Source organism: Arthrobacter globiformis (genome assembly GCF_030818015.1).
GTDB lineage: Bacteria > Actinomycetota > Actinomycetes > Actinomycetales > Micrococcaceae > Arthrobacter > Arthrobacter globiformis_C.
The window spans coordinates 1,074,203-1,091,748 of the sequence record NZ_JAUSZX010000001.1; the positions used below are offsets into that span (position 1 = coordinate 1,074,203).

Here is a 17,546-nt window from a genome sequence, read left to right on the forward strand (position 1 = left end):
TGGCGGGGGTACGTGGCTACTGGATCAGGCTTGCGGCCATTGACTCTACGGCCAACAGCGGAGCGACGTTGGTGGTGGTGATTCGCTTGCGGGCGTTGTTAATGGCGTCCATCCGGGCGAGGGTCACTTCGGGCCCGGACCTTTGGGCAAACTCTTCCAGCTCGCTCCTCAACTCAACGTTCACCAGTTCCACGGCGTTCCCCAGCTGGATGATCAGGACGTCCCGGTAGAACGAGAGGAGGTCGGTCAGTGTCCGGTCCAGGGAATCGGTGACCGAGCGCTTGGCGCGCCGCTTTTGATCGTCCTCCAGCTGCTTCACCTGGCTGCGCATGGCGGGCGGCAGGGTGCCGGTCTCGGGGGCGCCGAGGGTGGCCAGCAATGCGGCCTTTTCGGCGGCGTCACGTTCCTCGTTGGAGCTCGTGGCCTCTTCGGTGGCGATCTTGACGAGTTTGTCAGCCATCATCACGGCGGCCGTGATGCCCCGCAGCCCCAGCGGGAACCGGACGGTCTCCAACCGCCGTTCCCGGGCCGCGGCGTCGCGGGCCAGACGCCGGGCGATGCCCACGTGGCTCTGCGCTGCCCGGGCGGCACGCTCGGCAAGGGCCGGATCCACGCCGTCGCGCTTCACCAGCAGGGCCGCGACGTCGGCGGCCGGCGGCAGGCGCAGCGCCACCGCACGGCACCTCGACCGGATGGTCACCAGGACGTCCGCGGGGGATGGAGCACACAGCATCCAGATGGTGCGTGGAGTGGGCTCCTCGATGGCCTTGAGCAGCACGTTGGTGGTGCGCTCTGCCATGCGGTCGGCGTCCTCCACCACGATGATCCGCCAGCGCGCCGACGACGGCCGGTTGCCGGCCGTGGCCACGAGTTCGCGCGCCTCTTCAATGGTGATGGTCACCTTTTCGGTGCGGACAAAGGAGACGTCGGCGTGGGTTTCACCCAGGATGGTCAGGCACGCCGGGCAGGTGCCGCAGCCGCGCATGGTGACGTCGTCCCGGTCGCAGTTCAGTGCGGCGGCGAAAGCTTTTGCGGCATTTGAACGCCCCGAACCCGGAGGCCCGGTGAACAGCCAGGCGTGTGTTAGCCCCTCACCCATGGATGCTTGCCGCAGCTGGGCGACGACGGCTGGCTGCCCCTGCAGGTCATCCCAGACGGTCATGGCCGCCTGCCGGTTGCCGAAAGAAGCTGCTCGACGCGCTCCAGGATCAGTCCCGCGATCTCCTCGACGGGCAGCCCTGCCTCCAGCACCAGGTAACTCTCCGGCCTGGCCTGGGCGAGGTCCAGGAACGCCTGCCGGTATCCGGGCGTGAAACTCGTCGGCTTCTGATTCCAGCCGGTCCTCGGCAGCATCCCCGGCGGTGCGGCGGCTGCGTCCCTCGGCCGGGTGGACATCCAGGAGCACAGTCAGGTCCGGCTGCAGCCCGGAGGTGGCCCATTCGTTAACGCTCCGGACGGCGTCCGTCCCGAGGCCGCGGCCGGCGCCCTGATAGGCCACCGAGGAGTCAATGTAGCGGTCCGTCAGCACCACCTCGCCGCGGGCCAGGGCGGGCCTGATGACCTGGCTGGCGTGCGCGGCCCGGGAGGCGGCGAAGATCAGGGCCTCGGTGTGGGCGTCGATGTGGCCGTGGCCGTGATCCAGCACCAGGGAACGGAGCTTCTCGCCGATGGGCGTACCTCCGGGTTCCCGGGTGCGCAGCACGGTGAGGCCGCGCGATTCCAGCGAGCCGGCCAGCCGGGCCGCCTGCGTCGACTTGCCGGCACCGTCACCGCCCTCGAAGGCGATGAAAAGTCCGGAACTCTGCATATTCACTTATCCAGCCTACCGATTTCCACCGACGAAAATGCCCGGCGCCTGCTTCTGCACCTCGCCAGAAGCAGCCATTTTCCCAGCAGGCAGGCACCCAACGTACCCTTTGACCATGAGTCTTTCCGATCAGCACGCGGCCTCCCTGTCTGCCGAAACAGTGGTGGTGGCCGCCGGCCGTCCGCCCCGCGAACACGATGCGCCCGTCAACCCGCCCATCGTGCTCTCCTCCACTTACTTCGGCACCGGCACGCTCGACGACGGCGACCGGGGCTACGGCCGCTACTCGAACCCCACATGGGACCCGTTCGAGGAAGCGCTCGGCCAGCTCGAGGGCGCGTCGCTGCCGGGTCTGCTGTACTCCTCCGGCCTGGCAGCGGTCAGCTCCGCGCTCTCCCTGATCCCCAACGGGGGCGTCCTGGTCATGCCGTCCCACAGCTATTCGGGATCGCTGGTCATGGCCGCCGAGCTTGCAGAAAAGGGGCTCCTCGAGCTTCGCACCGTGGATATCGCGGACACCGAGGCGGTCCGGGCCCAGATTGCCCCGCAGGCCGGCAAAGCGGCGGACATGCTGTGGCTGGAAAGCCCCACCAACCCGATGCTCGGCATCGCAGACATCCGGGCCCTGACGCAGGCCGCTCATGACGCCGGCGCCGTCGTCGTCACGGACAATACCTTCTCCACCCCTCTGGTGCAGCAGCCGCTCAGCTTCGGATCCGACGTCGTTCTTCACTCGGTGACCAAGTACCTGGCCGGCCACTCCGACGTGGTACTGGGCGCCCTGGTGACCTCTGATGCGAAACTACGCGAAACCCTCCTTCACCACCGCATCATCCACGGCGGAATCGCCGGACCCTTCGAAGCGTGGCTGGCGCTGCGCGGACTGCGGACCCTGGCCCTTCGGATTGAGCGTTCGCAGGCCTCGGCAGCGGTGCTCGCCGAGCGGCTCAGCGCGCACCCGGCCTTGGAGAGTGTGCGGTACCCGGGCCTGGTGTCGGACCCTGGCCACGATCTGGCCAAGTCACAGATGAGTGGCTTCGGTTCGATTCTCTGCGTCCAGGTTGCCGCTGCCGGCGGGCTCAGCGCTTCCGAAACCGCGGACAAACTGGTCCGTGCCCTGAACCTGTGGCTGCCGGCCACGTCCCTTGGCGGGGTTGAGTCGCTCATCGAGCGGCGGCGCCGGCATGCCGCGGAACCGGTCAGTGTCCCGGAGAACCTGGTCCGGCTGAGTGTCGGCATCGAAAACGTCGAGGACCTCTGGGCCGATTTGAAGCAGGCGCTGGACGCGCTGGACAGATAGGCTGGGCTGGTGGACGGACGACTACTGATTTTCTACGTTGAGAGCACGGTCTACTACATCCTGGGGCTGATAGCACTGGCCCTTGAGGTGTGGGCCTTCTTTGACTGTGTCCGCCACCGGCCCAATGCCTTCGAGGCTGTAGGCAAGCGCACCAAGACGTTCTGGCTGGCACTGACCGGCGGCAGCCTGGCCGTCGGAGCGCTGTCCGTGCTTGGCGGCGGAGCGAGCGGCCTCCTCGGCCCGCTCGGCCTGTTTGGCCTCGGAGCCGTGGTGGCAGCCTCCGTTTACCTGGCCGACGTCCGGCCGGCCGTGAAGGACGCCGGCCGTGGCGGCAGCCGGAACATGGGCCCGTACGGCCCCTGGTAATCCCCGTACGGCCCCTGGTAATCCCCACCGGCCCCCTCGGCTCGCAAGCTCACCCAGGGAACCCTGCCGACGTGGGCCCACCACCGGCCCCCTCGGCTCGCAAGCTCGCCCGGGGAACCCTGCCGGCGTGGCCAGGCGTTAATCTCCGCCCAAGGCGTTAGCCTGGCGCCACGGCTTCCCAGCCGACGGTAAGTTCCCCCAGCCGCCAACGCGAAGGACCATCCTGCACCGGCCACCCGCCGTCGAGCAGTGCCCGGCACATGGCCGTCCACCGTTGCCGGTTTCCGAACGGCGCCAGCGGCGCCGCCTCGAGCCAGGCCCGGTCCTTCGCCTGCAGCAGTGTGTGGATGCGTTCGCCGGGAACATTGCGGTGGATGAGGGCTTTTGGCAAGCGTTCCGCGATCTCGGACGGCAGCACGAAACTCCCGAACCGCACTGACATGGTGAGGCTGAGCGGACGCTCGGCATCGAGGGCAATCCACACGGAGCGCCGGCCAATCTCGTCGCACGTCCCGTCGATGAACAGGCCATCCGGAGCCAGCCTGCCCTGCACCAGTTCCCAGATGCCGCGGACGTCCGCCTCCTCGTACTGCCGCAGCACGTTGAACGCGCGCACAAACACCGGGTTCCCGGGCACCGGAAGTTCGAATCCTCCATTGTGGAAACTCAGGCCTGGGCGCTCCAGGGCCTTCGCCGCGCGCACCCGTTCCGGTTCGATTTCGATCCCGCAGACGCGCACGTCCGGCCGTACCGCCCGGAGCCGTTCAAAGAGTTCGACGGCGGTGGCCGGCGAGGCGCCGTAGCCCAAGTCCACCACGAGCGGGTCAGCGGCCCTCCGGAGCCGCCAGGCCTGCGGCCCCGCCAGCCACCGGTCCAGCCGGCGCATGCGGTTCGGGTTGGTGGTGCCGCGGGTCACGTTCCCCACCGGCCTGCCCCGGCTGCTCTGGCTGGTCACCACCCGTTCTGCTTTCTGCACCACGGTCCCAGCCTATCGGGCGCGCCTTCCCGGGCCTCGGGTGCGGCCGACGCTTTGGCGGCCCCTGCCGCGTGATGTAACTCTCGGCACCCGCGGGCCGCGCTCGGCTAGGATAAAAATCATGACTTACAAGCTGATTCTGCTGCGCCACGGCCACAGCGAATGGAACGCCAAGAACCTGTTCACCGGCTGGGTGGACGTTGACCTGAACGACCAGGGCCGCGAGGAAGCAGCACGCGGTGGAGAGCTGCTGGTTGAGAACAACGTTCTCCCGGACATCCTCTACACCTCGCTCCTGAAGCGGGCCATCAACACGGCCAATATCTCCCTGGACAAGGCCGACCGTGGCTGGATCCCCGTCAAGCGCGACTGGCGACTCAACGAGCGCCACTACGGTGCACTGCAGGGCAAGGACAAGGCCCAGACCCTGGCCGAATTCGGTGAGGACCAGTTCATGCTGTGGCGCCGTTCCTACGACACCCCGCCGCCGCCCCTGGACGACAGCAGCGAGTTTTCCCAGTCCCGCGATCCGCGCTACGCGGACCTCGGCGATGAACTGCCCCGCACCGAGTGCCTCAAGGACGTCCTGATCCGCCTGCTCCCATACTGGGAGTCGGACATCAAGGAAGACCTGAAGGCCGGCAAGACCGTCCTGGTCACCGCCCACGGCAACTCCCTGCGCGCCCTGGTCAAGCACCTGGACGGCATCAGCGACGACGCCATCGCCAGCCTGAACATCCCCACCGGCATCCCGCTGGTCTACGACCTGGACGAGAACTTCCAGCCGATCACCCGCGGCGGAACGTACCTCGATCCGGACGCTGCGGCGGAGGCCATTCTGGCAGTGGCCAACCAGGGCAAAAAGTAGCCCGCTGCTCGCCGCTGATTGAGCCTTTCGAAACCAAAAACGGACGACGCCGGATGGTCACCTCAGGTGACCAGCCGGCGTCGTCCGTTTGTGTTGCTTAGCCTATTCGACGGGTTAGCCGTGCTCGATGCTGTTCGGGTGCCACGCGCCGGTCACGAGGTAGGTGACCTTCTGCGCCACGGACACGCCGTGATCCGCGAACCGCTCGAAGTAGCGGCTGGCCAGTGCCACGTCCACGGTGGTGGCCGGGGATTCCTGCCAGTCAGGGTGTGCGATCGCCTTGAAGACACTGAGGTGGAGGTCGTTCACCGCGGAGTTGGCCTTGAGGATGTCGCGGGCAACCTCAAGGTCGCGGGTCTCCAACAGTTGCGTGAGCTTGTTCGCGATCTCGATGTCCTGCTCGGCGAAGCTCTTGAACGTTCCGGTGAGCGACTCCGGGATCACTGTGGAGGGAAACCGCAGCCGGGCCAGCTGGGCGATATGGCGGGCAAGATCGCCCATGCGCTCCAGGGATGCGCTCATCCGCAGCGACCCGACGATCATCCGCAGGTCACTGGCCACGGGGCCCTGCAGCGCGAGGATGTCGATGGCGCGCTCGTCGAGGCTGTTCTGCAGGAAATCGATCCTGGCGTCGGCGGCGATGACGTCCTGTGCCAGGTCGACGTCGGCACTCTCGAACGAGGTGGTTGCCTTGCCGATCGCTTCGCTGACCAGCTTTGAAATCTCGATGAGGTCCTCGCCCACATGGGCCAGTTCCTCCTGAAATACCTTGCGCACGTAGGCGTCCTTTCCTTGGAAACTCCGCCCCGCCGCGGCGGTCAGAATTTCGTGTCACCGTTCCGGCAGTCCAACCGCACACTCTTCCAGTGTTCGGTGAACTGTTACACATCTCAAGATGAACGTTAGCTGAACCCGCACCGCGTGGGCCGTTTATCGGATTTTGGGGCTTCCCGGAAGCATAAGCTGGAGGCGTGGATCCAATGCTCCTAGGTGTCATCGCCGGCCTGCTGGGCCTGTCGTTCGGCGTCTTTGGCGTGCTCGCCTTCCGTGCCAGCGAGAAGCAGCGCGAGCTCGTGGACATCGAGTACGACGAACCGGCGCTGCCCCAGGGCTCCGCGGAAGTCCTCGCCGTCGTCGGGCAGGCGTTCGTGGTGGTGGACGCAATCGATGGCGTCGTCCGGGCAAGCCCGGCGGCCTACGCCTACGGCCTGGTTCGCGGCCACACTGTGGTGCACCGCGAACTGCTGGAAATGACGGCGAACGTCCGGCGCGACGGCGTCATTCTGGAGCGGCAGCTTGAACTGCCCCGGGGGCCGCTCGGCCAGGGAACCATCATCGTGCAGGTCCGGGCAGCAATGCTGGGTGAGGAATACATTGTCCTGCTGGCCGATGACCGCACCGAGATCACCCGGACCGAGGAGATCCGCAACGACTTCGTGGCCAACGTATCCCACGAACTGAAGACCCCGGTGGGCGCCATCTCGCTGCTGGCTGAAGCGCTGGAGTCGTCGGCGGACGACGAGGATGCCGTCCGCCGCTTCGCGAAACGCATGCACAAGGAGTCGGCCCGCCTCGCCGCGCTGGTGCAGGACATCATTGAGCTGTCCCGGCTGCAGGGCGCGAACGTGGCGCAGCAGGGGCACCCCGTGGATATCAACGACGTGATCTCCGAAGCGGTGGACCGGTCGCAGCTGCCCGCCGAGAGCAAGAACATCCAGATCGTCATTGGCGGCCGCGCTGAGGCCAAGGTCTACGGTGACCAGGATCTGCTGGTCACGGCGCTGCGGAACCTCATCGACAACGCGATCCGGTACTCGCCGGAAAACACCCGGGTAGGCATCGGCGTGCGGTCCAAGGAAGGTCTGGTTTCCGTCTCTGTGACAGACCAGGGCGAAGGCCTGTCACCCGAGGATCAGGAACGGGTGTTCGAGCGCTTCTACCGGGTGGATGCGGCCCGGTCCCGCCACACCGGCGGAACCGGTCTGGGCCTGAGCATCGTCAAGCACGTTGTTTCCAACCACGGCGGTGAAGTCACTCTCTGGTCCCAGCCCGGGCAAGGCTCCACGTTCACCCTCCGGCTGCCGGAGATGGAAGGGCAGGACGAGGAGGTCGCACCGGAACCGTGCCCCCGCACCGGGGATGCCCGCGCCGCCAGAGAAGCCAAAGCGCTGGCGCACGCCTCACCGCAGGGCCAGCCTGACCGGCCGCAACAGGCCAAGGAACCACACGACGCCGCCGGCGTCCACGAACGAGGAGCTAACGCTTGAGCAGGATTCTTATTGTCGAGGACGAGGAGTCGTTCAGCGATCCCCTGTCCTATCTCCTGGGCAAGGAAGGGTTCGAAGTGGAGGTCGTGGACAATGGCCTCGACGCCATCACGGAATTCGACCGCAACGGGGCGGACCTGGTGCTGCTCGACCTGCAGCTGCCGGGACAGTCCGGCACGGAGGTCTGCCGGCAGCTTCGGCAGCGCTCCACTGTTCCCGTCATCATGCTGACCGCCAAGGACAGCGAGATCGACAAGGTCGTCGGGCTTGAGCTGGGCGCAGACGACTACGTCACCAAGCCCTACTCCTCCCGTGAGCTGGTGGCCCGTGTGCGCGCGGTGCTGCGCCGCCAGGGCGAACCGGAGGAACTCATCTCATCCACCGTCCATGCCGGTCCGGTGCGGATGGACATCGAGAGGCACGTGGTGAGTGTCGACGGCGAGCAGGTGTCGCTGCCGCTGAAGGAGTTTGAACTGCTGGAGATGCTGCTGCGCAACTCCGGCCGCGTACTGACCCGCGGCCAGCTGATTGACCGGGTCTGGGGCTCCGACTATGTGGGCGACACGAAAACGCTCGATGTCCACGTGAAGCGCCTGCGCAGCAAGATCGAGCCCGACCCGTCTTTGCCGCGGTACCTCGTCACCGTGCGCGGACTGGGCTACAAGTTCGAGCCGTAGAAGGTGGCGGCCCGCCGGGGGAGCTGCCGTGCCGGGCCCCGACAATACAAGGCACCGACAACACAAGACACCGATGACACAAGAAGGAGGGGTTCCCGGCCGGGAACCCCTCCTCCTTGTGTCGCTGCCCTGTTGGCTGCGCTCTTAGTGGCTTTCGGTGGGCGTGGCTGAGGCAGACTCGTTCGGCGTTGCGGTCTCACCCGGCGTTGCGGACTCGCTCGGCGTTGCGGACTCGCTGGGCGTGCCGCCCGGCAGGTAGGCGGCGTATTCCTTCAGCGTGCCGTCCACCACAGGAATCTTCACGGTCTTGTTGACGTGGGTGCCGTCCTCGGTCACCTGGACGTCAACGAGGGATCCGGGTTTGCCGCCGGACGTGCTCAGGATGGCTGCGTCCGCGGACTGGTTCAGCATGGTGTAGGCGTTCTGCTTGACTGAAACTTCAGTTTGCGCGCCTTCGGCACCCTTGAGTGTGACCTTGACGTCCTTCGACGAGGAGTTGTAGACGGCACCGATGACGCGGCCCGGCTGGTTTTCGCCGGCGGAAACGATCAGCATGTTGCGCAGCTGGACCGGTCCGACTTCGGCACGGGTTCCGTCGGAGGCGGCGTACTGGTGAGAGGTCTGCTGGGCGTTAACGTAGCCGCAGCCCGTCAGGGCCAGCAGACCGACGCTCAGGGCGGCTGCCGCCATTGCCATCTTGCCGCTCTGGCCCCGGTTCATCGCAGTGAAACGCACGTCACGCACTCCTCGAAAAGTCTTTGAAACAGTTTTCAGGCATAGCCTATCGGCAAAGACGGTCAAACAAGGATTCGGCCCCTCCACATGACTGGCCCCTCCGCCGCGATTTATGGGGGTCCCAGGGCCGTCTTCGGAGACCCGCAACTACCCGCGCGTAACGCTTGTGGGCCTGCATGCGATGCACTATTGTTCGCATTCGTCAAGGGGTCTGAGGGGCTGATTTGGGCCATTTTCCGCGGATTTACGGGGTTCTCGGGCCGTATCCACGCCAGTCATATGCCTTAATCGTGATAGACTGGTCTGCGGGAAAGGGGAAAGTCCACATGGTTTTTGAGGTCGGCGAGACAGTAGTTTACCCTCACCACGGTGCAGCAAAAATTGAAGAGATCAAGATGCGCACTGTCAAGGGCGAAGAGAAGATGTATCTCAAGCTCAAGGTGGCTCAGGGTGATCTGACCATTGAAGTTCCAGCAGAGAACGTTGACCTTGTTGGGGTTCGCGACGTAGTGGGCAAAGACGGTTTGGAGCACGTGTTTGACGTGCTCCGTGCCGAGTTCACTGAGGAGCCCACCAACTGGTCGCGTCGTTACAAGGCAAATCTGGAGAAGCTTGCTTCCGGTGACGTCATCAAGGTTGCAGAGGTCGTCCGCGACCTGTGGCGCCGGGATCACGACCGCGGCCTTTCCGCAGGCGAGAAGCGAATGCTGGCCAAGGCCCGGCAGATTCTGATTTCTGAATTGGCTCTGGCTGAAAAGACCGACGAAGAGAAGGCCGCGAGCGTTCTCGACGAGGTCTTGGCTTCCTAACAAGAATTGAACCCCGGTCGCACGGTGCCGCCGGGGTTTCTTCTTGCCCAAAATTAGCCAGCCCAAATCCCCATGCAGGTAGCAGCTCGTGGTGTTCCCAGCGCTGAGAACGCCCGCAGCTGCTACTGAGTTGGGAGATGGAGGGGGAGTGAGGCAGGGACGTAGGCTAGAGCGCATGAACACTGCACCCAAGCGCCCTGTGACCGCCGTGATCCTCGTCGCCGCCGGTTCCGGGCAGAGGTTGGGGTATGGCATGCCGAAGGCCGCCGTGCCGCTGGGCGGTGAACCGATCCTCATGCATGCGCTCCGCGGGATCGTCGCGGCAGGCATTGCCAGCCAGGTGTGCATCGCGCTTCCGTCAGGGGAAGAGAGGCTTCGCCGGCTCTGCGAGGACTTCCGGGTGGAGCTGGTGGACGGCGGCCCGCTCGTGACCATGGTCGACGGCGGAGCCTCCCGGGCGGATTCCGTCCGCGCTGCACTGGCCGCCGTGGAGGACGGCACCGAAGCGGTCCTGGTCCATGACGCAGCACGTGCGCTGACGCCGGAGCAGGTCTTCCACCGCGTGACCCAGGCGCTGGCCGCCGGCGCCGAAGCAGTGATTCCGGTAATTCCGGTGGTGGACACGGTCAAAACGGTCACCGCCACCGAGGGGCCGGCCACGGACATCGCACCTGAACTCGTCACGGGAACCGCCCCACGGGAGGAGCTCCGGGCGGTCCAGACCCCGCAGGGGTTCAAGCTCTCCGTTCTGCGGCAGGCACACGAGGCAGCCTCGGGCTTCGATGAGCGCCAAGCCGCCGCGGTTACCGACGACGCCATGCTGGTTGAGCTTCTCGGGGTGCCAGTGCATGCCGTCCGCGGGGCCAGCCAGTCCCTGAAAATCACCACGCCGCTGGACCTCATCATCGCCGAGGGTCTGCTCGAAGGCCCCCTCGGCGCCCGTTGGGTGGAAGGCTGATCAACCACATGACGAAAGGCGCCATGACAGACAACGCTTCGCGGACCTCCGTGCTCCTGCCACGGACAGGCATCGGCATCGACGTGCACGCCTTTGCCCCGGACAGCGACCCGCGGCCGCTCTGGCTGGGCGGGCTTTTCTGGGAGGGGGAGCGGGGCCTCGCCGGCCATTCTGACGGCGATCCCGTGGCGCACGCCGCAGCCGACGCGCTGTTCTCTGCATGCGGGATCGGGGATCTGGGCACCCACTTCGGGACAGACCGGCCCGAGTTCGCCGGGGCCTCCGGAGTCACGCTGCTGGCCGAAGCAGCCCGGATCGTCCGGGCAGCAGGCTTCGAGATCGGCAATATCGCGGTGCAGTTCGTAGGCAACCGGCCCAAGTTTGGGCCGCGCAGGGAAGAATCCCAGCGAGTTCTCACCGGGGCCGCGGACGCCCCGGTCAGCGTCACCGCCACCACCAGCGACGGCCTCGGCTTCACCGGCCGCGGCGAAGGCATTTCCGCTGTGGCCACGGCCCTGGTCTACCCGGCGGCGTAGCTGCTCCGATGTAACCGGCCCGCAGGGCGGCTGTCCGCCCCCACCGCCAAATCGCCTAGGCTGGAATAAGCACGAGTACCGCAATCCCAGGAGACCCGCCGTGAAAAAGTTGCTTCCCGCTGTCGTGATCGCAGGGATGCTTCTGGCCGGCTGTGCCGGCAGCCCCCGCATGAGCGTCGAGGAGAGCTGCAAGTTCCTGCAGGGAGACACGTTCAAGCCCACGGGCAACCAGCAGCAGCAGGCCGACCAGATCGCCAAGCACTACCAGGAGGTCGCCGACAAGGTGGCCCAGGACGTCGCCGACCCCATCCAGAAGATGGCCGACATCATGAAGCAGGTGGCAGGCACGTCGCTGGGAAACAAGAGCGCAGAGCAGACGGCGGAACTCGCCAAGCAGAACAACAGGATCGGCGAGGTCTGCAGGTAAGCGGGGACATTGGCATCGGCTAATCTGGAGCGGTGACCCTGCGCTTTTACGACACTGCATCCGCCGAAGTCCGTGACTTCGTTCCCCTGGTACCGGGCAAGGTAAGCCTGTACTACTGCGGCGCCACGGTGCAGGGCATGCCGCACGTGGGACACATCCGCTCCGCGATCGCCTTCGACCAGCTCACCCGCTGGCTTGAGTACCGCGGCTTCCGCGTCACCGTGGTCCGTAACGTCACCGACATCGACGACAAGATCCTCGCCAAGTCCGAGGCCTCGTTCCACCCGGATTTCGAGCAGGAGCCCGGCTCCGTGCCGGAGGAGGAATGGTGGGCTCTGGCCTACCGGTATGAGCAGGAGTTCCTCAAGGCCTACGACACCCTCGGAGTCTCCCGGCCCACCTACGAACCCCGGGCGACGGGTCACATCCCCGAGATGCACGCCCTCATCCAGCAGCTGATCGACCGCGGCCACGCGTACCCTGCCCTCGACGGCTCGGGGGACGTCTACTTCGACGTGCGCTCCTGGAACAAGTACGGCGCACTGACGCGCCAGAAGATCGATGACATGCAGGGCGCCGCCGACGCCGACCCGCGCGGCAAAAAAGACCCTCGTGACTTCGCCCTCTGGAAGGGCCATAAAGAGGGGGAGCCGACGACGGCGAGCTGGGTGTCGCCGTGGGGCCCCGGCCGCCCGGGCTGGCACCTCGAATGCTCGGCGATGGTCACTAAATACCTCGGCACCGAATTCGACATCCACGGCGGCGGCCTCGACCTGCGGTTCCCGCACCACGAAAACGAGATGGCGCAATCCCAGGCGGCCGGCCACGGCTTCGCGAACTTCTGGATGCACAACGGCATGGTCACGTACCAGGGCGAAAAAATGTCGAAGTCCGTCGGCAACACGGTCAGCCCGGCGGAGATGCTGGAGCTCGCGCCGCCGCGGGTCGTCCGATACTACCTGGGCCAAGCACAGTACCGCTCGGTGCTGGACTACCAGCCGACGTCGCTGCAGGAGGCCGCTGCCGCCGTCGAGCGCATTGACGGCTTCGTGGCCCGCGCCGTCCGGGCGCTGTCCTCCGACGGTGCCCTGCTGTTTGACAGCCACGGCACCGTTCCTGAGGCGTTCGCCGCTGCGATGGATGACGACCTCAACGTGCCGCAGGCCCTCGCGGTGCTGCACGACACGGTCCGCGCTGGAAACTCAGCGCTCACCGATGGCGACCTCGCGGCTGCCCGGCAGGCGCTGGCCAGCGTGACCGACATGCTCAGGGTCCTGGGCATCAGCGCCGCCGCGCAGCCGGCCGTCGACGACCAGGCCACCAGTGCCCTCGGCACGTTGATTGAAGCGCAGCTCGCTGCCCGCGCCGAAGCCCGCTCAAGAAAAGACTGGGCTGCCTCGGACGCCATCCGGGACACCCTCGCGGCGGCCGGCGTCCTGGTGGAGGACAACGCCGACGGCGCCACGTGGAGCCTGCAGCGCGGCTAGCCTTCGCGGCTCCTGGGCCGTCCGGTTAACGATTTAACGCCAGTCAGTAGACTGGAGTGCAGACGTACTCAACACAACCAAGGGTGGAACTCATGGCCAACAACGGTCGCCCGGGCGCAATCCGCAAGCTCAAGAAGGGCCCCACCACCGGAACCGGTGGCCACGGCCGCAAGGCACTCGAAGGCAAGGGGCCAACCCCCAAGGCCGAAGACCGCCCGTATCACAAGGCCTACAAGAACAAGCAGCTCTCCGAGCGCTCCGAGGCCAAGCGCTCCGGCGGCGGCCGCAGCGCCGGTGCCCGGTCGGGCCCGAAGGGCCGTGCCACCGAGGAAGTGGTCACGGGCCGCAACTCTGTCGTGGAGGCGCTCCGGGCCGGGATCCCGGCGAAGGCACTGCACGTGGCCATCCGCATCGAGATGGACGACCGCGTCAAGGAATCCCTCAAACTCGCTGCCGAACGCGGCATCCCGCTGCTGGAAACCGGCAAGCCTGAGCTCGACCGGATGACCGACGACGCCGTGCACCAGGGCCTCGTGCTGCAGATCCCGCCGTACGAATACCAGGACGCCTACGATCTCGCTGAACAGACCGTGGAACGCTGGAAGAAGGGACATGTCGCGAACGCACCCCTCTTTGTCGCCCTCGACGGCATTACGGATCCCCGCAACCTGGGCGCCATCATCCGCTCGGTGTCCGCATTCAGCGGCCACGGCGTCATTGTCCCGGAGCGCCGCTCCGTGGGCGTCACCGCCGCAGCCTGGAAGACCAGCGCCGGGGCGGCCGTCCGCGTGCCCGTGGCCCGTGCCTCGAACCTGAACAACGCCCTGAAGCAGTTCAAGAACATGGGCATCTTCGTGCTGGGGCTCGACGGCGACGGCGACGTCTCGCTGCCGGACCTGACGCTCGCCACCGAACCCGTCTGCATCGTGGTCGGCTCCGAAGGCAAGGGCCTCAGCCGCCTCGTCCGGGAAAACTGCGACCAGATCGTCTCCATCCCGATCGACTCCGCCATGGAATCCCTGAACGCTTCCATGGCCGTCGGCATCTCGCTCTACGAGGTCTCCCGCCAGCGCTCCGTCAAGTAAGCCCACGGGGACCCTTCCCGTCGAGACCCCAGACGCTTCCTCGGCTTTCGCAAGAAAATCGGGAACGCTTCCTCGGCTTTCGCAGCGACACGGCAAATGCTTCCGCACCTAGGTGCGGAAGCATTTGCGCTTTTACTGCAGGATCTGCGCGAGCGTTCCGTTTTGGGCGACGAGAGCTGAGGAAGCGTTTTTCTAGAATTCCCGGCGGTTGGCCAGGACTGGGAGTTTGGTGCGGGCTTCCTTGACCAGATCGGGGTCCAGGTCGGCGAACAGGAGGCCGGGGGCGCCGTCGAGCTCCTGGAGCACCTCGCCGAAAGGTGAGACGACGGCGCTGTGTCCGACGCCCGTGGGCGCTGCGCCGCGGGGCTCGATGCCCTGCGTGGCGGGGTCGCCCTGACCGCAGGCGAGGACGTACGTGGTGGTGTCCACGGCGCGGGCCCGGGCCAGGAGTTGCCACTGGTCCACCTTGCCGGGGCCCGAACCCCAGGAAGCACAGACGATGTTGGCGACCGCTCCGCGATCGGCATTGGCCGTGAAGAGGGCCGGGAAACGGATGTCGTAGCAGGTGGCCAGACCAAAGGTGAGGTCGCCGACGTCGAACGTTACAGGGCCGGTGCCGGCGTCCACGGTGTCGGACTCCAGGAATCCGAAGGCGTCGAACAAGTGCACCTTGTCGTAGCTGGCGTCCACGCCCGGGCCGGTCACCAGCAGCGTGTTGCGGACTTTCGTCTGCCCCTCGGATGGCGATGAACCCGGGGTGAACATCCCGGCAACAATCACGATCCCCAACTCGCCGGCAATCGAGCGGACGCGGCTGGCCCAGGGGCCGTCCAAAGGCTCGGCGATGTCCAGCAGCGAGTTGCCGAAAGCGCGCATGGTGGCCTCGGGGAAAACGACGATCTCGGCGCCGCCGTCCTTGGCGCGGCGGGCGCATTCTTCGACCACGGTGAGGTTCCCGGCCACGTCCCTTCCGGTGATGATCTGGGCCAATGCAATCTTCACGAAAACCTCCAGTCGGTGCGTCTCAACAGCGGTCAGCAGTGCCACCACAATTGCCCACGCGCAACTCGCGGGAGAAGATCAGCGATTTGGACGTGACGGCTAAGCTTTAATTGATGGTAATGCCCCTTTTAGACACAGCCCTGACGGTGGATGACTCCCAGGCCTTTCCCCTCGGGGTCAGCGAAGCGCGCCAAGGTCCGGGGGGTACATCAGGCAGCCGTGCAAACGTCGCCGTGTACGCTCCCGGCATCACGACGCTTGAGGTGGCCTATCAGGCGCCCGGCCAGAGTTGGCGGCTTCAGACCCTGTCCAGCCTCACGAACGGTGTCCACCACGGGGTGGTCGACGGTTTCCCCGTGGGATCCCGGTACGGCTTCCTTGCAGCTCCCCGGGGCGAAGCCGCAGCGAAGGGCGAAGAGGTGCTGCCGCTGGCGGTCCCCTCCGTTGATTTTGATGACGACGGCAGCCGGCAACCGCTGTTGCTGGACCCCTACGGCCGGGCAGTGGATGAACGCCACGGCTTCCTGACCAGCGTCAGGATTTCTTCCGACTTCGACTGGGCCACGGACGAGAAGCCAAATACTCCGTGGCGCAACACCATCATCTACGAGGCACACGTCCGCGGACAGAGCATGCTCCATCCAGACATCCCCCAGGCGCTGCGCGGCACGTATGCCGGCATGGCCCATCCCGCGATGATCGAACACCTCACAGGTCTTGGCATCACCGCCCTGCAGCTGCTGCCGGTGCATTTCCATCTGGACGAGCCCCACCTCCAGAACCTCGGCCTCACCAACTATTGGGGCTACAACACGGCGGCGTTCTTCGCCCCGCACCCGGCGTACGCCACCGAGTCCGCGCAGGAAGCCGGACCGCAGGCCGTCCAGGATGAATTCAAGGGAATGGTCAAGGTGCTGCATGCAGCCGGCATCGAGGTCATCCTCGACGTCGTCTACAACCACACGGCCGAAGGCGGGCCGGACGGGGCCACCCTAAGCTTTCGGGGGCTGGGAGAGCAGAAGTACTACCGCACCGACGGCCACGGAAAATACGTCGATACTACGGGCTGCGGCAACACGCTCAACTTCGCCGAGCCCCGCGTCGTCCAGATGGTGCTGGACTCGCTGCGGTACTGGGTGGACGAGTTCCATATCGACGGCTTCCGCTTCGACCTGGCCGTCACGCTCTGCCGGAATGCAGCCAACGAGTTCGATCCCCACCACCCGTTCCTCGTGGCGGTCGCCGCCGATCCCTCGCTCTCCCGCGTCAAGCTGATCGCGGAACCGTGGGACGTGGGCTACGGCGGCTGGCAGACCGGCCGTTTCCCCGGCGGTTGGGTCGACTGGAACGATCACTACCGGGACGCCGTGCGCTCCTTCTGGCTGGCGGACCGTGCCGCCCTCGACAACGGCGGCCAGGGGGGATCCGTAGCCCGGCTGGCCGATGCACTGTCCGGCTCGGCGAGCCTATTCGAGCCGTCGGGCCGCTCCCGGATGGCCTCGCTGAACTACATTACCGCCCACGACGGCTTCACGATGACAGACCTCGTGTCCTACGACCGCAAGCACAACGAAGCGAACGGGGAACAGAACCGGGACGGGCATGGCGACAACCGCAGTTACAACCATGGCTTCGAAGGGCGGACCGAGGACGAGGGCATTCTGACGCGCCGCGCCCAGAGCCAGCGCAACCTCATGGCCTCGCTCATGATTTCCATCGGCGTCCCCATGATCACGGCGGGAGACGAACTCGGCCGCACCCAGCAGGGCAACAACAACGCGTACTGCCAGGACAACACGCTCACCTGGATTGACTGGACCAGCACGCCGGAATCCCACGCCATGCTCCGCAGCACCAAGCGTGTCATCCGGATCCGGCGGGAATTCCTGGCTGCCCAACCGCACGACTATCCGGTCCGCGACGCCCGATCCTCCCTGTACTGGTACGACCGGACCGGGCAGCCCATGTCCATGGAACGGTGGAACGACAACGGGAACCGGGTGGTTCAGCTGCTCCTCGGCTCCGACGACGGGCACGTGGCCGGGCTCATCGTGGTCAACGGCGGCCCTGAGGACATCGTGGTCACCCTTCCGCAGGTCACCAACGACGACGGCACCGGCAAGCGGCTGTTCGATCTGCGCCTCACCACGTCCGAGCTGCACGACCGGCGCCAGGGCACCCTCGTGGCGTCCGGCGAACGTGACGAAGTGCAGGCCTACACCATCAACATCTACCGCACATAAACT

Annotated in this window: 17 protein-coding genes and 1 pseudogene; 12 read left to right on the forward strand and 6 right to left on the reverse strand. The window is 66.1% G+C overall.

Features of this window, described 5'->3' with window-relative positions; translation table 11 throughout:
• Positions 1-16: 16 nt before the first annotated feature.
• Positions 17-1,162 carry a DNA polymerase III subunit delta' gene (locus QFZ23_RS05055; RefSeq protein ID WP_306920971.1) on the reverse strand — a complete coding sequence of 382 codons (1,146 nt, stop codon included), beginning with the start codon at positions 1,160-1,162 and terminating at the stop codon, positions 17-19.
• Positions 1,159-1,807: pseudogene (tmk, locus tag QFZ23_RS05060) on the reverse strand (dTMP kinase). Before tmk ends, QFZ23_RS05055 begins: the two are co-directional and overlap by 4 nt.
• A gap of 115 nt (positions 1,808-1,922) precedes the next feature.
• On the opposite strand from tmk, the gene QFZ23_RS05065 reads away from it, so the two are divergent.
• On the forward strand, positions 1,923-3,107 hold the full coding sequence (locus QFZ23_RS05065; RefSeq protein ID WP_306920973.1) for a trans-sulfuration enzyme family protein: 1,185 nt from the start codon (positions 1,923-1,925) through the stop codon (positions 3,105-3,107).
• Positions 3,108-3,116: 9 nt separating this feature from the next.
• On the forward strand, positions 3,117-3,473 hold the full coding sequence (locus QFZ23_RS05070) for a DUF2516 family protein (protein WP_306920975.1): 357 nt from the start codon (positions 3,117-3,119) through the stop codon (positions 3,471-3,473).
• A gap of 157 nt (positions 3,474-3,630) precedes the next feature.
• Here the strand turns inward: QFZ23_RS05070 and QFZ23_RS05075 are convergent, their stop codons facing one another.
• Complete coding sequence (locus QFZ23_RS05075; protein WP_306920977.1) at positions 3,631-4,452, reverse strand: class I SAM-dependent methyltransferase; 822 nt, start codon at positions 4,450-4,452, stop codon at positions 3,631-3,633.
• A 118-nt stretch (positions 4,453-4,570) separates the two neighbouring features.
• Between QFZ23_RS05075 and QFZ23_RS05080 the strand changes: the two genes are divergently transcribed.
• The gene (locus tag QFZ23_RS05080; protein WP_306920979.1) at positions 4,571-5,317 is read left to right on the forward strand and encodes a phosphoglyceromutase; all 747 of its coding nucleotides are present in this window, start codon (positions 4,571-4,573) and stop codon (positions 5,315-5,317) included.
• Between the two features lie 114 nt (positions 5,318-5,431).
• On the opposite strand, the gene phoU is transcribed toward QFZ23_RS05080, so the two are convergent.
• Positions 5,432-6,094, reverse strand: coding sequence for a phosphate signaling complex protein PhoU (gene phoU / locus QFZ23_RS05085; RefSeq protein ID WP_306920980.1), 663 nt, complete (start codon positions 6,092-6,094; stop codon positions 5,432-5,434).
• A gap of 203 nt (positions 6,095-6,297) precedes the next feature.
• Here phoU and QFZ23_RS05090 point away from each other — a divergent pair, with 203 nt between their 5' ends.
• Positions 6,298-7,584, forward strand: a complete 1,287-nt coding sequence (locus tag QFZ23_RS05090) for a sensor histidine kinase (RefSeq protein WP_306926670.1) — start codon at positions 6,298-6,300, stop codon at positions 7,582-7,584.
• Positions 7,581-8,261: a response regulator transcription factor gene (locus QFZ23_RS05095; protein ID WP_306920982.1), complete on the forward strand. Its 681-nt coding sequence runs from the start codon at positions 7,581-7,583 to the stop codon at positions 8,259-8,261. Before QFZ23_RS05090 ends, QFZ23_RS05095 begins: the two co-directional genes overlap by 4 nt.
• A gap of 144 nt (positions 8,262-8,405) precedes the next feature.
• Here QFZ23_RS05095 and QFZ23_RS05100 read toward each other — a convergent pair whose 3' ends face one another.
• Positions 8,406-8,996, reverse strand: coding sequence for a hypothetical protein (locus QFZ23_RS05100; RefSeq protein WP_373427845.1), 591 nt, complete (start codon positions 8,994-8,996; stop codon positions 8,406-8,408).
• A 326-nt stretch (positions 8,997-9,322) separates the two neighbouring features.
• On the opposite strand from QFZ23_RS05100, the gene QFZ23_RS05105 reads away from it, so the two are divergent.
• The 6 genes from QFZ23_RS05105 to rlmB all read left to right on the forward strand — a co-directional run bounded on the left by QFZ23_RS05105 (position 9,323) and on the right by rlmB (position 14,298).
• The gene (locus QFZ23_RS05105; protein WP_003801164.1) at positions 9,323-9,805 is read left to right on the forward strand and encodes a CarD family transcriptional regulator; all 483 of its coding nucleotides are present in this window, start codon (positions 9,323-9,325) and stop codon (positions 9,803-9,805) included.
• A 175-nt stretch (positions 9,806-9,980) separates the two neighbouring features.
• Positions 9,981-10,763, forward strand: coding sequence for a 2-C-methyl-D-erythritol 4-phosphate cytidylyltransferase (gene ispD, locus QFZ23_RS05110; protein ID WP_306920988.1), 783 nt, complete (start codon positions 9,981-9,983; stop codon positions 10,761-10,763).
• A gap of 23 nt (positions 10,764-10,786) precedes the next feature.
• A complete protein-coding gene (gene ispF, locus QFZ23_RS05115) occupies positions 10,787-11,299 on the forward strand; it encodes a 2-C-methyl-D-erythritol 2,4-cyclodiphosphate synthase (protein WP_306920990.1) in 513 nt (170 codons plus the stop codon).
• A 100-nt stretch (positions 11,300-11,399) separates the two neighbouring features.
• Positions 11,400-11,726, forward strand: a complete 327-nt coding sequence (locus QFZ23_RS05120) for a hypothetical protein (RefSeq protein WP_306920992.1) — start codon at positions 11,400-11,402, stop codon at positions 11,724-11,726.
• A 32-nt stretch (positions 11,727-11,758) separates the two neighbouring features.
• Positions 11,759-13,213: a cysteine--tRNA ligase gene (gene cysS / locus QFZ23_RS05125; protein WP_306920994.1), complete on the forward strand. Its 1,455-nt coding sequence runs from the start codon at positions 11,759-11,761 to the stop codon at positions 13,211-13,213.
• Between the two features lie 92 nt (positions 13,214-13,305).
• Positions 13,306-14,298, forward strand: coding sequence for a 23S rRNA (guanosine(2251)-2'-O)-methyltransferase RlmB (gene rlmB / locus QFZ23_RS05130; protein WP_306920996.1), 993 nt, complete (start codon positions 13,306-13,308; stop codon positions 14,296-14,298).
• Between the two features lie 192 nt (positions 14,299-14,490).
• On the opposite strand, the gene QFZ23_RS05135 is transcribed toward rlmB, so the two are convergent.
• On the reverse strand, positions 14,491-15,300 hold the full coding sequence (locus QFZ23_RS05135; RefSeq protein ID WP_306920999.1) for a carbon-nitrogen hydrolase family protein: 810 nt from the start codon (positions 15,298-15,300) through the stop codon (positions 14,491-14,493).
• 113 nt (positions 15,301-15,413) lie between these two features.
• Here QFZ23_RS05135 and glgX point away from each other — a divergent pair, with 113 nt between their 5' ends.
• On the forward strand, positions 15,414-17,543 hold the full coding sequence (glgX, locus tag QFZ23_RS05140; RefSeq protein WP_306921001.1) for a glycogen debranching protein GlgX: 2,130 nt from the start codon (positions 15,414-15,416) through the stop codon (positions 17,541-17,543).
• Positions 17,544-17,546: the final 3 nt, after the last annotated feature.